At 47.6% G+C, this 15442-nt stretch carries 12 protein-coding genes; 7 read left to right on the forward strand and 5 right to left on the reverse strand.

All coding sequences use genetic code 11. The features are described from left to right. Positions 1-48 precede the first annotated feature (48 nt). On the reverse strand, positions 49-2097 hold the full coding sequence (locus ACT6PV_RS09135) for a hypothetical protein (RefSeq protein WP_445116073.1): 2049 nt from the start codon (positions 2095-2097) through the stop codon (positions 49-51). Between the two features lie 386 nt (positions 2098-2483). Here ACT6PV_RS09135 and ACT6PV_RS09140 point away from each other — a divergent pair, with 386 nt between their 5' ends. The 3 genes from ACT6PV_RS09140 to exaC all read left to right on the forward strand — a co-directional run bounded on the left by ACT6PV_RS09140 (position 2484) and on the right by exaC (position 6045). After that, positions 2484-3314, forward strand: coding sequence for an SDR family NAD(P)-dependent oxidoreductase (locus ACT6PV_RS09140; protein ID WP_445116074.1), 831 nt, complete (start codon positions 2484-2486; stop codon positions 3312-3314). A 66-nt stretch (positions 3315-3380) separates the two neighbouring features. After that, positions 3381-4136 carry an alpha/beta hydrolase gene (locus ACT6PV_RS09145; RefSeq protein WP_445116075.1) on the forward strand — a complete coding sequence of 252 codons (756 nt, stop codon included), beginning with the start codon at positions 3381-3383 and terminating at the stop codon, positions 4134-4136. A gap of 397 nt (positions 4137-4533) precedes the next feature. Further along, complete coding sequence (gene exaC, locus ACT6PV_RS09150; RefSeq protein WP_445116076.1) at positions 4534-6045, forward strand: acetaldehyde dehydrogenase ExaC; 1512 nt, start codon at positions 4534-4536, stop codon at positions 6043-6045. A gap of 171 nt (positions 6046-6216) precedes the next feature. Here exaC and ACT6PV_RS09155 read toward each other — a convergent pair whose 3' ends face one another. Beyond that, a complete protein-coding gene (locus tag ACT6PV_RS09155; RefSeq protein ID WP_445116077.1) occupies positions 6217-8181 on the reverse strand; it encodes a gamma-glutamyltransferase family protein in 1965 nt (654 codons plus the stop codon). Positions 8182-8479: 298 nt separating this feature from the next. Here ACT6PV_RS09155 and ACT6PV_RS09160 point away from each other — a divergent pair, with 298 nt between their 5' ends. Beyond that, positions 8480-9190 (forward strand): glutamine amidotransferase, encoded by a 711-nt coding sequence (locus ACT6PV_RS09160; RefSeq protein ID WP_445116078.1) that lies wholly within the window; start codon positions 8480-8482, stop codon positions 9188-9190. 101 nt (positions 9191-9291) lie between these two features. On the opposite strand, the gene ACT6PV_RS09165 is transcribed toward ACT6PV_RS09160, so the two are convergent. Then, a complete protein-coding gene (locus ACT6PV_RS09165; protein ID WP_445116079.1) occupies positions 9292-9879 on the reverse strand; it encodes a YceI family protein in 588 nt (195 codons plus the stop codon). 356 nt (positions 9880-10235) lie between these two features. Continuing rightward, on the reverse strand, positions 10236-10415 hold the full coding sequence (locus tag ACT6PV_RS09170) for a hypothetical protein (protein WP_445116080.1): 180 nt from the start codon (positions 10413-10415) through the stop codon (positions 10236-10238). A 225-nt stretch (positions 10416-10640) separates the two neighbouring features. Here ACT6PV_RS09170 and ACT6PV_RS09175 point away from each other — a divergent pair, with 225 nt between their 5' ends. The 3 genes from ACT6PV_RS09175 (at position 10641) to ACT6PV_RS09185 (ending at position 14931) form a co-directional block, all read left to right on the forward strand. Continuing rightward, positions 10641-11876, forward strand: coding sequence for a pyridoxal phosphate-dependent aminotransferase (locus ACT6PV_RS09175; RefSeq protein WP_445116081.1), 1236 nt, complete (start codon positions 10641-10643; stop codon positions 11874-11876). A gap of 244 nt (positions 11877-12120) precedes the next feature. Further along, entirely contained in the window at positions 12121-13284 is a 1164-nt protein-coding gene (locus ACT6PV_RS09180) for an esterase-like activity of phytase family protein (RefSeq protein WP_445116082.1), read from the forward strand. Positions 13285-13479: 195 nt separating this feature from the next. After that, positions 13480-14931, forward strand: a complete 1452-nt coding sequence (locus ACT6PV_RS09185; protein WP_445116083.1) for an amidohydrolase family protein — start codon at positions 13480-13482, stop codon at positions 14929-14931. 78 nt (positions 14932-15009) lie between these two features. Here ACT6PV_RS09185 and ACT6PV_RS09190 read toward each other — a convergent pair whose 3' ends face one another. After that, positions 15010-15150: a hypothetical protein gene (locus tag ACT6PV_RS09190; RefSeq protein WP_445117136.1), complete on the reverse strand. Its 141-nt coding sequence runs from the start codon at positions 15148-15150 to the stop codon at positions 15010-15012. Positions 15151-15442 lie beyond the last annotated feature (292 nt).

The raw sequence follows: 15442 nt of genomic DNA on the forward strand, positions 1-15442 counted from the left end.
CCTTGATCTGATGGGACGGCTATAGCCTAACGATTTTTGACACAAATGTTAAGTTATCCGTTGAAATCGGTTCGGAATGACCGCTGCCGGATCGTCCCTTTGCTGTATCAGGTAATGATTCAACGCTGCAATAAATGACCGGGCCTGGGCTATGATTTCCTGTCCCGGAATTGCATTATCGGACAGGCGAATCTGCTCAAAGCTCAGCTGTCCATCGGCCAGATGGCAACCGAGAGTCAGCTGCAGATCAGGTTGCTGGACCGAATGCATATGAAATGCAATATACTCATGTTCAGCAATCCGCTCACTGTAGGACAGCGCCAGACAATGCCGGAACTTTACCGACTCCTGAATAATCTGTGTCAGACAGTGCAGCTCTTCATAGCGCCACCCCTGATGATACAGACTGGGCATGGGAGACACCCGCGCCCAGTTGTCTGTTGTCACCCTGGCCTGTAACTGATTCAGCAGGTCGTCATACTGAATCTGCCGGTGCCATTTCCGGGCCTGCTGAAATAGTCCAGCCCATGTCACATTCCGGGCAATTTCACGACGCTGATAAAAACACTCCAGCAAATAATCATTGACATAGGATTCAAATATTCCCACGCTCCGATCATCTCCGGCAGTCGGATGCCTGAATCGTTTTCTGAACTCATCAACTTTAATCTGATGTTTTTTCAGCATCAGAAAAAATTGTGGCTGCTGATGACTGACAGGATCGATAAAACGAATCAAATCCTCCGGTAAACCCTGAATGATCTGCTGTAGAAACTGCATATACGCCTGAATGACACGACTGATTTTATGATAAACCTGCCTGACAACCTGTGGATCTGCGCGGGACATCAACCGCAATAAATCCATCCATTCGTCCATATACAAAATGGACTGACTGATTTCTGTGCGTTGTGCCAGAACGTCGGCACTCCGGCTTCCCTCCAGGCAATAGCGTAAATTGGCCGGATGACTGAACCATTGATACTGACGTGCGCAGGCAGCGCATTCATGCAGAAACAGACGTGATGCAATATCCTTAAAATATCTCAGCGTCAGTAGAATCACCTGAGGATGAGCCCGGCTACTGTCCACAAAACTCAGTGCTGTCATACTGACCCTGACACCGGCATGACCGATATGCCGGCTGATCCAGTCGGCCACCAGTGCATCCTGCTTAAACAACCAGTTGGCGGTCCGCTGAAAATGACAAATGGATAAACCATACAGGCTTTCAATCCAGCAGGGACAATCTTCATCCAGAAAATTCTGCCTGGAAAATAAGTCTGTCAATGGCCAGTAATCCGGTTTCATCAGGCGGGTAAAACCCATCAGTTGCGGCTGTTCCCGGGCATGTCGGATCAACGCGGTTAAATGTTGCTGATGTTCAGAAATATCCACGAATCTGAACTGTTCACCAAAATAACATTCCACCACCCGAAATAGTGGTTCCGGCAATAACCGCCGTGCCGACAGACACAGCTGCCCGTATTGCTGACTCAGCACATTCAGCGGGATAAAACTTTCTCCCTGAAGAGCATCCACCAGACATAAATTTTTAATTCCCTGTTCCATCTCAGGAGTAAATGGTTTCCCCAGACGAAGGAATTCCGCCAGCGATACATGGCTGTCATGTTTCCCCATGAGCAACCGATCAATCTGTTCAGCATCCTGCACAGACAGGTGTTCCAGGTAATCCCTGATCCGATTGTCTCCATTCACCCACTCAAAAACCTGTTCAATAAAGACCTGCCTGAGCAACCCGGCCCTGTGCTTGAGTGTGGTTGAATACGGTACAGATTCATCCTCAGTATAAAAAATGATCTCGGATAAAATAAATCCGGCCATCTGATCAAAACAAAGATCAGTAAAATCGGTACTGAACTGCAGCATCTGATCATCCTGCTGCCCCAGATGAATGTTCCATATCCCGCCGGCGATGGACAATAGATGCCTTTCAGCGTCAACCACGACCAGGTTCTGAGCCGTTACACCCTGCACCCAGGTACATTGATCCTGAAAAATCTGCAACAGTTCCGGGGAAATACCCAATAATTCCCGGGCAGCCTGTTGCCGGCCACTCCATTCATTACAGTTCATCTATGCTGCCATCACCCTGCCCTGATGCTTCATTACAATTGCCTCACAACTGTGTACTTCAGAAAAGCCCCATATTCAGCATAGACATCATTCACCTGAATGCCTGCCGAATCAGATCTTTCCTGTGCCAGCTGTTTTCCCATCCAGACACCCACCACTTTACATGACCTGCTTTACAACGCCATACAACATAGCATAGGGCCAGTTCATTACATTACTTTAAATAACTGACTTAACGCATCACCTGAAAATATCCACTCAAAATGTATAAAACAATCGATGGAAAAATTCGACATAAGAAATCATCGGAAAGTTGACAATATAAATTGTCTGATTAAACATTCATGGATATAATAAACTGCACATCCCCATGGATCCATTGCACAATGAAAACAGTGATAATTACCGGTGCCAATACCGGCATTGGATATGCCACAGCCCACAGCTTTGTCCAGGCTGGACATCATGTGCTGCTGGCCTGCCGTAATCCGGAAAAAGCACAACAGGCACAGCAGCAGCTCCAGGCTATCGGCAGCGGTAAAGTTGACACCATCCCGCTGGATCTGAACAGTCTGGCACAGGTCAGCAGTGCTGCCGATCAAATTCTGCAGCAGTATGACAAAATAGATGTATTGGTCAACAATGCCGGAATGATGGCACCCAGGCTGGAAAGCACGGCAGAAGGTTATGAAAAACAATTTGGTGTCAATTATCTGGCGCATTTTCTATGGACCCTGAAACTACTGCCAGTGCTCAAACAGGCAGAACAGGGCCGGATTATCCATCTTGCCTCAATAATGCATCTGCTCGGAAATATCAAAGCTGAAACGTTCAGGGCAGACCAGGTCAAAAAATATAATGGCATACTCAGCTATGCCAACAGCAAACTGGCCAGTTTATTATTCAGCAATCTGTTGGCCCGGCAGCTTCAGGGCAGCTCAATGACCAGTAATGCGCTGCACCCTGGTGGCGTTGATTCAGAGATTTATCGTGGATTACCGGCCCATCAGTACAAGTTGATTAAACTTTTCCTGATTGCCCCGGAAAAACCGGCTGAACTGATTCATCAAATGGCATTGGCTCCCGAATGGGCAACCCGTAATGGCAAGTATGTCAGTTTACAAACCCCGGCTTTCAGATCCGGTAAAGCCCGGAATATGCAGCTTGCACAACAGCTGTATGATCAGTCGCACGCATTTATTCAGGATTATCTATAAATACCGCACTGAATCCATCGCGATAATTCCCGGAGAATAAACACTATACAATCCAGAGTATAAAAAATGACTGAAACTGCACACCTCTACCAGACCGACCTGTTGGGCCCGGCTTATGAACAAAGGACCCTGAGCTTTCCCGATGATTACGAAGGCCAGGTTATCGCCACACTGGTCCGTAAAAAAGCCGATGGACCAACCCAGAAAGCTGTTTTATATATTCATGGTTTTATTGATTATTTCTTTCAGACTGAAATGGCAGAGCAATTCAATCGGCAGGGTTATGACTTTTATGCGCTGGATTTACGTAAATATGAGCGTTCACATCTGCCGCATCAGAAGTTTTTTAATGTCCGTAAGCTGAACGAATACGATGCCGAAATCAGCCAGGCGCTGGAGATCATTGCCGAGGAGGATCATCATTCAGTGCTGTTGTGCGGACACTCCACCGGCGGTCTGACCACAACCCTGTATGCAGCTCATCACCCCGATCATCCCCTCATTAAAGCCTTATGGGTCAATAGTCCCTTTTACGACTTTAATATGAATATTCCAAAGAAAAAACTGGGGTTGCCCTGCCTGAATCAATTGGGGAAATACTGTCCTGATCTTAAATTTCCCCGCAAATGGAATCAGGATGCTCAGACCAGCGATGTTATTTTGGAAGTCAAAGACATTATTAAATACGCCGGTAAATTACAGGGTGATGTCAATGTAATGACAATAAAAAATGGCCTGCATGATTTAGTCCTGTCCGCTCCTGAGGTCCGTAAACAGGTTTACCACAATCTGTTTGAATGGCTGAATCAAAAAATCAGCTGATTCAAATGAATATGATTGTCTATCCGGGGCTGTCCATAGCAGGCAAGCCCCACTGATCATGCTGACTCCTGACCATCTGCATCGCGTCTGTACCGGCATGAAGAGTCCGGGCATCAACTACTGCTTCAATCCTGGTTCAGCCCGTTGAATCAGGTATGTTTCAGGCCGGCTCAATCAGTGGAGTCAGCCGGCAACCACAGCCATTGTGAATTATCCCGATACATTTTCCTGCTTCAACAATTCCTCTTCAGAATCTATATTCAGAAACAGGCTGCATAATTTTCTTCCGGCCTTTTTATATTGCAACATTTCACTTTTTTATCGCCGCATTTCATTCATGACTGAAATATTGTCATATCTGCATCACTCCATTTTCAATAACTAAAGGGACATTCTTATGCGCTATATAGACCCCAATCAACCCGACTCAAAAGTTCATTTCAAAGCCCAATATGAAAATTTTATTGGTGGTCAATGGGTTGCACCTGTCAAAGGTGAGTATCTGGACAACATTTCCCCGGTGGATGGCAACGTATTTACCCGGGTACCCCGCTCTTCTGCCGAAGATATCGAACTCGCCCTGGATGCCGCACACCTGGCACGGCCGGCATGGAGCAAAACCTCGCCGGCATTCCGTGCCGGTTTATTACTGAAAATTGCAGAGCGGCTGGAAGCACATTCAGAATTGCTGGCCGTTGCTGAAACCTGGGAAAATGGCAAGCCCATTCGGGAAACCCTGGCCGCAGATATTCCGCTGGCCATTGACCATTTCCGGTACTTTGCAGGATGTCTGCGTGGTCAGGAAGGCAGCATTTCTCAGATTGATGAAGACACCGTTGCCTATCATTTTCATGAACCGCTGGGGGTGGTCGGTCAGATTATTCCCTGGAACTTTCCCATTCTGATGGCAGCATGGAAAATTGCCCCCGCACTGGCAGCCGGTAACTGTATTGTGCTGAAACCGGCAGAACAAACCCCATCCAGTATTCTGGTACTGGCGGAACTGATTCAGGACCTGTTACCGGCAGGCGTGCTGAATATCGTCAATGGCTATGGCATTGAAGTGGGACGTCCGCTGGCGACCAGTCCACGCATCGCAAAAATTGCCTTTACCGGTTCCACCCAGGTGGGCCAGTTGATCATGCAATACGCCACCAATCATATTATTCCCGTCACGCTGGAACTGGGCGGTAAATCACCCAATATTTTCTTTGCCGACGTCATGGATCAGGAAGATGATTATCTGGACAAGGCACTGGAAGGTTTTGCCATGTTCGCACTGAACCAGGGGGAAGTCTGTACCTGTCCGTCACGTGCACTCATTCAGGAAAATATTGCCGAGCAATTTCTGGAAAAAGCCGTCGCCCGGGTAAAACGGATTAAAACCGGACATCCACTGGATACAGAAACCATGATTGGCGCACAGGCCTCACAGGAACAGCAGGATAAAATCCTCGGCTGTATCGCAAGCGGACGTGCCGAAGGCGCCCGTGTCCTGACTGGAGGTGGTGAGCGTCAGCAGGTTGGTCAGGGCTTCTATATTGAACCGACCATTTTTCAGGGCGACAACAGCATGAAAATTTTTCAGGATGAAATTTTCGGACCGGTGCTTTCCGTCACCACATTCAGGGACTATGACGATGCCATCCGCATTGCCAATGACACCATGTACGGACTGGGTGCCGGGGTATGGTCACGCTCGGCACAGCTGTCCTATCGTGCCGGCCGTGCCATTGAAGCCGGTCGGGTGTGGGTCAACTGTTATCATCTATACCCTGCACATGCAGCATTCGGCGGTTATAAAAAATCCGGCATTGGTCGTGAAACCCACAAAATGATGCTGGATCATTATCAGCAGACCAAAAATTTACTGGTCAGTTATTCAGACCAGGCGATGGGATTTTTCTAAGCCTTTTGCGACACAAACCGTGCTGTAACTGAACAGATTGCTGTCACGAAGAAACGACCTCCAAATCTTCAAAGTCAGACAGAGCATTGACAGCACATCGAAATAAAAAACCGGATCTACATGTGATCCGGTTTCTATTCATATCATACAGCCCGTATGAAGAAATGGGGCCTACAATGCGCCGTTTCCGAGGACCAGGCCTTCACGTCGTGGATCCACCCCACCTGCATAACGGGTCTGATTGTCCTTCAATGTCTTCATAATGGTTGAAACACCGCTGGATTGCGGATTCAAATTCACCACATGGCCCTTTTCCTGCAAGCCTTTAACCAGCTCTGCCAGATCGAGTGTGGTATTGGAACCATCGACATTGGTGGTTGCATTGTTCATTGCACCGAAGTTCACCAGTGAAGTGGCCTGTTGTGCATCCAATTGCCAGTCAAGCATACCCACCAGGGTTTTCACCAAAAACTGAATAATGGTGCCTCCACCCGGCGAACCTGTTGCTACATAAAAGTCACCCGGCTGCGTTCCCTTAAATACAAGCGTCGGTGCCATGGTACTTCTTGGACGTTTATTTGCCTGGACCCGATTTGCGATCATTGCCCCTGTGGCATCAACAGGACTTGCAGAAAAGTCGGTTAACTGATTGGACAGCAGGAACCCATCCACCATATGAAATGATCCCATGCTCGACTCCACCGTGGAGGTAACAGAGGCGACATTGCCGTATGCATCCACAATGGTGAACTGAGTGGTACCATGTTCAACCGTGGTGTCCTTGCCGGCCACTGAATTAAAGTTCCCGGCCTGAGCAGTGCCCATGCTTTTTTCCGGCGCAATGAGTGCCGCACGCTGCTTCAGATAGTTTTTATTCAGCAGGTCTGCAATGCCCCTGCCTGGCAAGGGCACAAAATCTGTATCTGCAACATACTGATCACGATCTGCATAGGCCAGTCTTTCAGCCTCTGCCACCAGATGCACGCCCATGACCGATGGAATTCCACCTTCATTTTCAGTCTGAGTCGGTGCATAGGGTGTCAGATCAAAATTTTCCAGAATCCCCAGCGTCTGAGCAACGGCAACCCCGCCTGAAGACGGTGGCGGCATGGTACAGATATAGTAGGTATTTCTATAGGTATCACAGATGGCTTCACGCCGCACAGCCTTGTAATTTTTCAGATCCTCCAGAGTCATCAAACCAGGCGTAATGGGAGTTGCTGCTGCATCATCACCAACGCTTTGCGCCACTCTGGCAATAATGTCACTGGCAATCTGTCCCTGATACAGAGCGTCAGCACCCTGAGTGGAAATTTTCCTCAGTGTTTCTGCATAGGCAGCATTTTTTAAGGTATCCCCCAGTTTCAGCGGTTTAGCGTCCACATCAAAATAGGTCTGCATGGCGTTTTTATCCAGCGCCAGTGCATCGGCATTGGCCTGAATCGCATCAGCAAGCCGTCCTGGAATTTTAAAACCATTGGCTGACAGATCAATGGCATTGTCAAACAACTGATTCCACGCCAGTCTGCCATGTTCATCATGTGCCATTTCAAACATACGCATCACACCCGGCACCCCAATGGAGCGCCCACTGCGTCTGGCCGATGGAACCGGTGCTGCCGAACCGGCATCGGCCTGATCCTGACGCAGCAGATAATATTCAGTTGCAGCTGCCGGTGCAGTTTCCCGGCCATCATACGCACTGACCTTCTGACTTGCAGCATCGTAATACAGTATGAATGCACTGCCGGCGATAGTGCTTGACTGCGGTTCCACCAGACCCAGTACCGCCTGCACGGCAATGGCTGCATCTACCGCTGAACCTCCGGCTTTGAGTACATCACAACCTGCTTTGGTGGCCAGTGGTGTATTGGCCACGACCATGTAGCGATCTGAATATTTTGTTTTCAGTCCCAGCCGATAACCGGATGCAGGTTCTGGAAATGCCGCGTCTCCGGTCTGGCCTGTACCCACCACCACATTTGATCCGTCATCTGCAATTGATGAACAACTGTAGGGGTTACTGTCCACATTCAATGTGGAAATCTGATCGGATGGCCGATCATGATCATTACAGCCATAAACCGTGAATAATGCCAATACGCACGTCAGCGTCAGCATAATCTTTCTTTGCATGCACCAGGCTCCTGTCTGCTGTGTTCTGTCTTTTCTGTCATTCAATTCAGTTGTTATTTCCCTGAATCTGCAAATTGTACCCCAGGGACACACTTTTTACAGGCCTGTTCTGCTCAGCACTGCATGCAATCAGTTTGATTTTTCAAATGACTGGACCTAAGTCACTGAAAACATAACAGCGCATGTGTATCCGGCATTCTGGCCCGGATCACATATGGAAATGTCAGCATAATTCAGATAATGTTACAGCCATGCCATTTTTTCATTACTCCCCCACGTTACCAGAAAAGATCACACTATGGACAGCAGCTTCCCCAAAAGTATTTATGCAATACAGCACTTAGCCTTTGAAGACCTGGGCTCGCTTGAAGATATCTTTTATCAACTCGGTTATCGTGTGCGTTACTTTGAAGCCGGTGTGGATGATCTGACACCTGCACTGCAATATGAGGGGCTGACCATTATCCTGGGCGGGCCAATTGGCGTCTATGAAACTGAAGACTACCCTTTCCTGAAAGATGAACTTCACCATCTGAAACAGCGTCTTGACAAAAAACGTCCTACCCTTGGTATTTGTCTGGGTGCGCAGCTCATTGCCCAGGCATTGGGTGCCCGTGTTTATGCAGGTCATGTCAAAGAAATCGGCTGGAGTCCACTGGAAATCCGTTACGCCACAGACAATATGCTGGCGCCACTTGAAAATACGCCTGTGTTGCACTGGCATGGCGATACCTTTGATCTTCCCCGGGATGCCGAGCTGCTGGCCAGCTCCAGTGTCTACAGCAATCAGGCATTTCGTGTAGGCCAGCATATTCTGGCCATGCAATTTCACCTGGAGGTCACTGCTGAACACATGGAAAAATGGTTAATTGGACACAGCTGTGAATTACGCAAGGCCAATATTAATATTCCAGCGCTGCGTCAGGACAGCCAGCTGCATGCACAGGCACTGCAAACCAGGGCAGAATTGATTATAAAAGCTTTTCTGGCACAAATTGCCACACTTTAGACGGGAATGCTCAACGGACCTGACCAACTCTGCATGCATAAAAAAGCACCCTCATATGAGGGTGCTTTTTTATTCGGGAAATTAATCCGAAAATGATCCGATTATTTTGCTGCTGCCGCTACAGAAGCCTCAGTCGTAATGCTTACAGTGATTTTATCACCGACATTCGGCACATAGCCACCAATATCGAAGGCAGAGCGGTTAAATGATGTGGTTGCGTTGAAACCAATGGTCTGTGCCTTGGTCATTGGATGCTCGCCCTGTTTGTTCAGCACTGCATCCAGCACTACAGGTCTGGTCACACCCTTAACGGTCAGATTACCGGTGATTTTGAAATGTTTCTTATCCCGGGTTTCAACTTTAGTACTTTTGAACGTGATCGTCGGGAACTTAGCAGCATTGAACCATTCTTCTTCCTGGAATGCCTTATCCAATGCAGCAACATTACTGTTTACACTGCTGACAGGAATGGTAACATCCACTGAAGAATTGGCCGGTTTTTCGCTGTCTACGTTAATGGTACCCTGAATATCAGTGAAGTTTGCAGATGGTGTAGAAAAACCAAAGTGATTCCAGTTGAATACAGTTGCGGTATGGGCTGGATCAATCTGATAAGCTACAGGCTTGGCAAATGAGAACGCAGCAGCCGTTGCAACAGCCAATCCAATAGCCAATGTTTTGAAATTCATGATGTTTATCTCGCTTAAAAATTATTGTCTAGTTTATACATCCATCACTTTTATGCATTGTTATCCATAAAACGATCTGTTGCATTATTGGAACAATCCCCACTTTCAGACACTCTTTCAGGAACGATAAGTACTATTGTATAGATATACTACAATTTGAAAATATTATACGCTTTGACGAAGAACTGCTGTTTTTAAAATTTTATGCGGATAATGGACATGCTGGGCATGATTTAATACAAAAACTCAACATGCAGCCATAGCTTTTGCAGTGCTGATCCTGGTCAGTGCTACCAGGGTCAGAGTCTGAACCATGCGATGAAACCGGCATCAGATTCAGCACCTGACTCCGGACTTCAGCGTTTACCCATGGAACGGCGGGTGCCGCGGGGTGGCATCCAGGTACGGTCCGCATAACGCTGTGGTTTTGGCCGCAGCTCTTCCAGCACTTCATCGCTGTCTGGCTCATTCACTTTTTTTACAGGAAACGGTAAATTAACCACTACCTTTTTCTCACGGGGATTCCGGCTACTCATGAGGAATTCACTCAATTCAATCAGCAGTTATTGTACGAAATTTTTAAATTCAGTGCGAGCATCAGCATACCGATTCCAGCGTTTAAATGCCTGGGCAGCCGGATGCAATAGTTTTTATGATTTTTTATGATTATTCTGCCAATAGCTGGCGACGGGATGCCCCCTTTTAGGCTAAGATAAAATGCTTTTTATTTTTTTAATGCCCATTAAGGAAGGAATATTGCCGTGGACGTACGTCTCTCTGATCGTGTAAATGCCATCAAACCGTCCCCAACACTCGCTGTTACCAATAAAGCAGCTGAGTTAAAAGCTGCCGGTAAAAATGTGATTGGCCTGGGTGCAGGTGAACCTGATTTTGACACCCCGCAACACATCAAGGATGCAGCGATTACAGCAATTAATAACGGTTTTACCAAATATACTGCGGTTGATGGTACACCCAGTCTGAAAAAGGCAATTATTGAAAAATTCAAACGTGACAATAAGCTTGAATATCAGGCAAACCAGATTCTGGTCTCCTGTGGCGGGAAACAATCCTTTTTTAACCTTGCCCTTGCCCTGCTGAACAAAGGCGATGAAGTCATCATTCCTGCCCCTTACTGGGTCAGCTACCCGGATATGGTGATTATTGCCGAAGGCGTGCCGGTGATTGTGAAATGCGGTGAAGAACAGCGCTTTAAAATCACACCGGCACAGCTTGAAGCAGCGATTACCGAAAAAACACGCCTGGTGGTGCTGAACAGCCCATCCAACCCAACCGGAATGATCTATACCAGAGCAGAGCTGGAAGCACTGGCAGAAGTATTGCGTCGGCATCCGCAGGTATATATTGCGTCCGATGACATGTACGAGCCGATCCGCTGGACTGAAGAATTCCATAATATTGCAACCGTTGCACCGGATCTGTATGACCGTGTCATCGTACTGAACGGTGTATCCAAAGCCTATGCCATGACAGGCTGGCGTATTGGTTATGCAGCAGGCCCTGCAAAACTGATCGGTGCCATGAAAAAAATTCAGTCGCAGTCAACATCCAACCCGACCTCAATTTCCCAGGTGGCTGCCGAAACAGCACTGAATGGTCCTCAGGATGTGCTGAAACCCATGATTGAAGCATTCAAACGTCGTCATGACCTGGTGGTCAATGGTCTGAATGAAATTCATGGAATTTCCTGTTTACCGGCAGATGGTGCATTTTATGCCTACGCCAATATCCGTCCATTAATTCGTGCCAAAGGCCTAAAATCCTGTACGGAATTTTCTGAATGGCTGCTGGAAGAAACCGGTGTGGCAGTCGTTCCCGGAGACGCTTTCGGTTTAGGCGGTTTTATGCGTATTTCCTATGCCACTGCAGACGAAACCCTGGTAGATGCGCTGGCACGCATTAAAAAAGCAGCCGATTCAATTGAAGGGATCGATGCAGCCATTGCTTCAATTGCTGCGGAAAAGTCCACATCATAAGTGGTTTTGCCGCAGTTATTTCACTGTGGCTATTTGACTGTATTAAAAAACCTGCTGACAGCAGGTTTTTTATGGGCTGCATCTGATCAGCCACGCCCACCACGGGCGATCAATCAAAATCATCCACTGCAAAAATTCGGACTGACTCCGGTACTGTCATTGCCCTTAAATGTTCCTGGCCTACCCTTATGGCTAAATCATGTATTTTTTCTTGACAATCATTATTTGAACATACCGGGGAAATATGAACAGATTATTCCTGATCGGCGCATTCGCACTCACCCTGTCTGTGTCTGCATGCAATAGCGATGACACAGATCAATCCATTGTCCCTCCTTCACAGCCCCCTGCCTCACAGACCAGTGTTTCCGACTTAAACTTCCTGGGTGAACTGGTCATCAGCAACGACCTGAAAATAGGAAATGATCCAGTCGGTGGCTTATCCGGCCTGGACTATCGTGCTGCAGACAACAGCTGGTATCTGATCAGTGATGACCGGTCCAGTCTTGCGCCTGCACGGTTTTTCACTGCGAATCTGAACTATGATCTCAATGGCTTTCACAGTGTTTCACTGAATAAAAGCGTCTATCTGAAAGATCAGAATCAGCAGAACTTTCCTGACAGCGAAACTGGTGACCTGGTGGTGGACCCGGAATCAATACGGGTGGACCCTGTCGAAGCTGACCGTTTATGGTGGACCAGTGAAGGAGACAAAAAACTCGGACTGAACCCCTTTGTTGCGCAGATGAATATGGATGGCACCCTGATCCGGCAACTGCCCGCCCTGCCCCTGTTTAACATGTATCCGGATGAAACACGGGGATCACGTAATAACGCCACCTATGAAGGTCTGAGTCTAAGTGCCGACGGGCAGTCCATCTGGACCTCCATGGAAGGTCCCATCTATGAAGATGGCGAACTGCCGACCACCACGACACCGGCCGTTATCCGTTTGAGTCAGTTTGACCGTGACGGCAAACTGATCCACCAGTATGCCTATTCACTGGACAGCATACCAGGCACAGCGTCTGAGATTAAATCGGCGGACAATGGCGTGTCTGAAATACTGGCGATCGATGATCAGCATCTACTATTTGTCGAACGGGCTTCCATACAGAATCATGCAGGTATCTATACCAACTCCATCCGTATTTACAAAGTGTCGCTGGACAATGCAACCGATATTGCAAACTACAGTAGCCTGCAGAATCAGAGCTATCGGACACTGAATAAAACCCTCATTTATAATCTTGATCGTGCCGGTCTGCAAAAAATCGACAATATTGAAGGAATCAGCTGGGGGCCAGTGTTAAGCAATGGCCATAGAAGCCTTGTTCTTGTTTCTGATAATAATTTCAATATGCAGTCACAAATTACCCAGCTACTGGCATTTGAAGTATTGCCCTGATGCACTGATGTGTATTGATACTGCCATAACGACACGCCACGGTATCTGATCGATATCCGTGGCGGAAATACTGTAAGAAGACCGGATATCTGGCCGGAATGATAAATAGATTGGCTTTTCCTGTGAATTACTATGATCAACTTTCAGACCAGGATGAAGAGATAAGGAAAAAATTCACACAATGGAGCAGTGAATATGACGACAAGAACACTGATTACCGGTGCTTATCTCATCAGTATGGATCAGGCCCGCAGCGATATTGAAAATGGCGCAGTACTCATAGAAGATGAACTGATTGCTGCTGTCGGGAAAGCCACTGATTTTGAACACATCACCGATGTACAAATCATTGATGCCCGCGGCAACATCCTCATGCCGGGGGTCATTGACAGCCACCGACATACCTGGATGGCATTGCTGCGGGCGCACAGTGCGGATATGTCCCTTCCTGAATTTTTATCCCAGACATTTTATGGCATCGGTTCAATTATGGAACCGGAAGACATTGCCACCGCCACCCTGGTCGGCGCCCTGGAAGCCATTGATGCCGGTGTCACCACCATTATGGACTGTTGTGATTGCGTCAACACCCTGGAACATGCATGCAGGGCAGTTGATTCACTGATTCAATCCGGTATACGCGGTATTTATGCCTACGGATTTCAGAGTTATGACTATAAACCCTGCCATTTTCATGCGCATTCACAGCGACTGGATGCAGCAAGAACACTGTATGAAAAATATTTTTCCGGGCAACCTTCCTCCCTTATCCAGCCCGGTTTTCTGTTGAGCGATTTCGGGACCATTCCGGTAGACCAGACTGCCCGGGAAATACGACTGGCCAGGGAGCTGGGCGCACTGATCGCCTCGCATACCGGTGCAGCACAGAACACCATTCTACTGAAAGGCCTGCAGGAACTGGATGATCACGGCTTACTCACTCCGGGACATTTACACATTCACTGTACGGCACTGACCCATCCTGAATGGGAAATCCTGGCCAGAACCGGTGCAAAAGTCTCCATTGCCCCTGAAACAGAAATGCAGATGGGCATGGGACGACCACCGTTCAGGGCCTGCCTGGATCACGGGATTCAACCGGGAATCAGTACCGACATTGTCTGTGTCGGTTCAGGTGATCTATTTTCTCAGATGCGGCTGGGCTTACAATTTCAGCGCTGTATGGACCATGAAGCAACGGCTGAAAATGGCTTAATTCCAGCCACCATCGGCCTGAGTGTGCGGAATGCACTTGAATGGGCCACACAAGGCAGTGCCGAAGCCCTCGGGCTGGAAAAACAGATTGGCTCATTGACCCCGGGTAAAAAAGCAGACCTGATTATTCTGTCCCATAAAGCACTGGTTCGATCCTGCCATCCCACTGGCTCCGCCGTGTTACAGACCACCGCTGCCGATGTGGATAGCGTCATGATCAATGGGGTCTTTAAAAAACGACATGGCAAACTGCTGGATATTGATCTGGACGAAGTCCGCAGTCAGGCCACTCAGGCACTGGACCGGATTCAGCAGCGGGCCAGGCAACTGCCTGCCTATTCAGCAGAAGCAGTCACCCAGTGGTTTGCAACGGCCGAACATGCAGCCCGGATCAATTTTGCCCAGGCATATGCAATGGAAAAAACTGAATAGCGATGTGTTGAAACAAGATTTATATGCCCTGTGTACCTGCTGCGCTTCACCACGTCTGATGAAGCACAGCAGCAGAATTTAATAAGGAGTGGTATAACTCAGAAAAGTCCGCCCTTCAGCAGGAATGGCCAATAGTGGATTGATATTGGTCTCTGCTGCCTGTTGTGCAAATGACTGGAAATTGCCCGTGGCAAGCAGGCAAATACTCAAACGCGGCAATGCATTGTTCTTCCCTGGAATTGTATTGGCATCGACATGAAGAAAAATAATTATTATTTACAACGCATTATAAAATATTTCCGTGAGAAATTAATGTCTTTCAGGGCATTGAGGCTCAAACACCAATCCGAAACACTGATCTGCCCCGTGGAGAGAATCCCTGCCAGCATGGCAAAACCGGTGTCATAAAAACAAAATAAAACAGCAAAATAATTTAAAAAAATAATGGTTACAATAACAATTACAATATAAAACAAGAATATCTTAAATAGAAATATAAATGCAAATAATA

It is taken from the genome of Acinetobacter sp. WZC-1, from assembly GCF_052544965.1.

Coding starts and splice junctions, on each gene's coding strand:
- ACT6PV_RS09180 (WP_445116082.1), top strand. CDS start 12,121: ATGAACAGATTATTCCTGATCGGCGCATTCGCACTCACCCTGTCTGTG.
- ACT6PV_RS09155 (WP_445116077.1), bottom strand. CDS start 8,181: ATGCAAAGAAAGATTATGCTGACGCTGACGTGCGTATTGGCATTATTC.
- ACT6PV_RS09185 (WP_445116083.1), top strand. CDS start 13,480: ATGACGACAAGAACACTGATTACCGGTGCTTATCTCATCAGTATGGAT.
- ACT6PV_RS09160 (WP_445116078.1), top strand. CDS start 8,480: ATGGACAGCAGCTTCCCCAAAAGTATTTATGCAATACAGCACTTAGCC.
- ACT6PV_RS09145 (WP_445116075.1), top strand. CDS start 3,381: ATGACTGAAACTGCACACCTCTACCAGACCGACCTGTTGGGCCCGGCT.
- exaC (WP_445116076.1), top strand. CDS start 4,534: ATGCGCTATATAGACCCCAATCAACCCGACTCAAAAGTTCATTTCAAA.
- ACT6PV_RS09135 (WP_445116073.1), bottom strand. CDS start 2,097: ATGAACTGTAATGAATGGAGTGGCCGGCAACAGGCTGCCCGGGAATTA.
- ACT6PV_RS09140 (WP_445116074.1), top strand. CDS start 2,484: ATGAAAACAGTGATAATTACCGGTGCCAATACCGGCATTGGATATGCC.
- ACT6PV_RS09165 (WP_445116079.1), bottom strand. CDS start 9,879: ATGAATTTCAAAACATTGGCTATTGGATTGGCTGTTGCAACGGCTGCT.
- ACT6PV_RS09170 (WP_445116080.1), bottom strand. CDS start 10,415: ATGAGTAGCCGGAATCCCCGTGAGAAAAAGGTAGTGGTTAATTTACCG.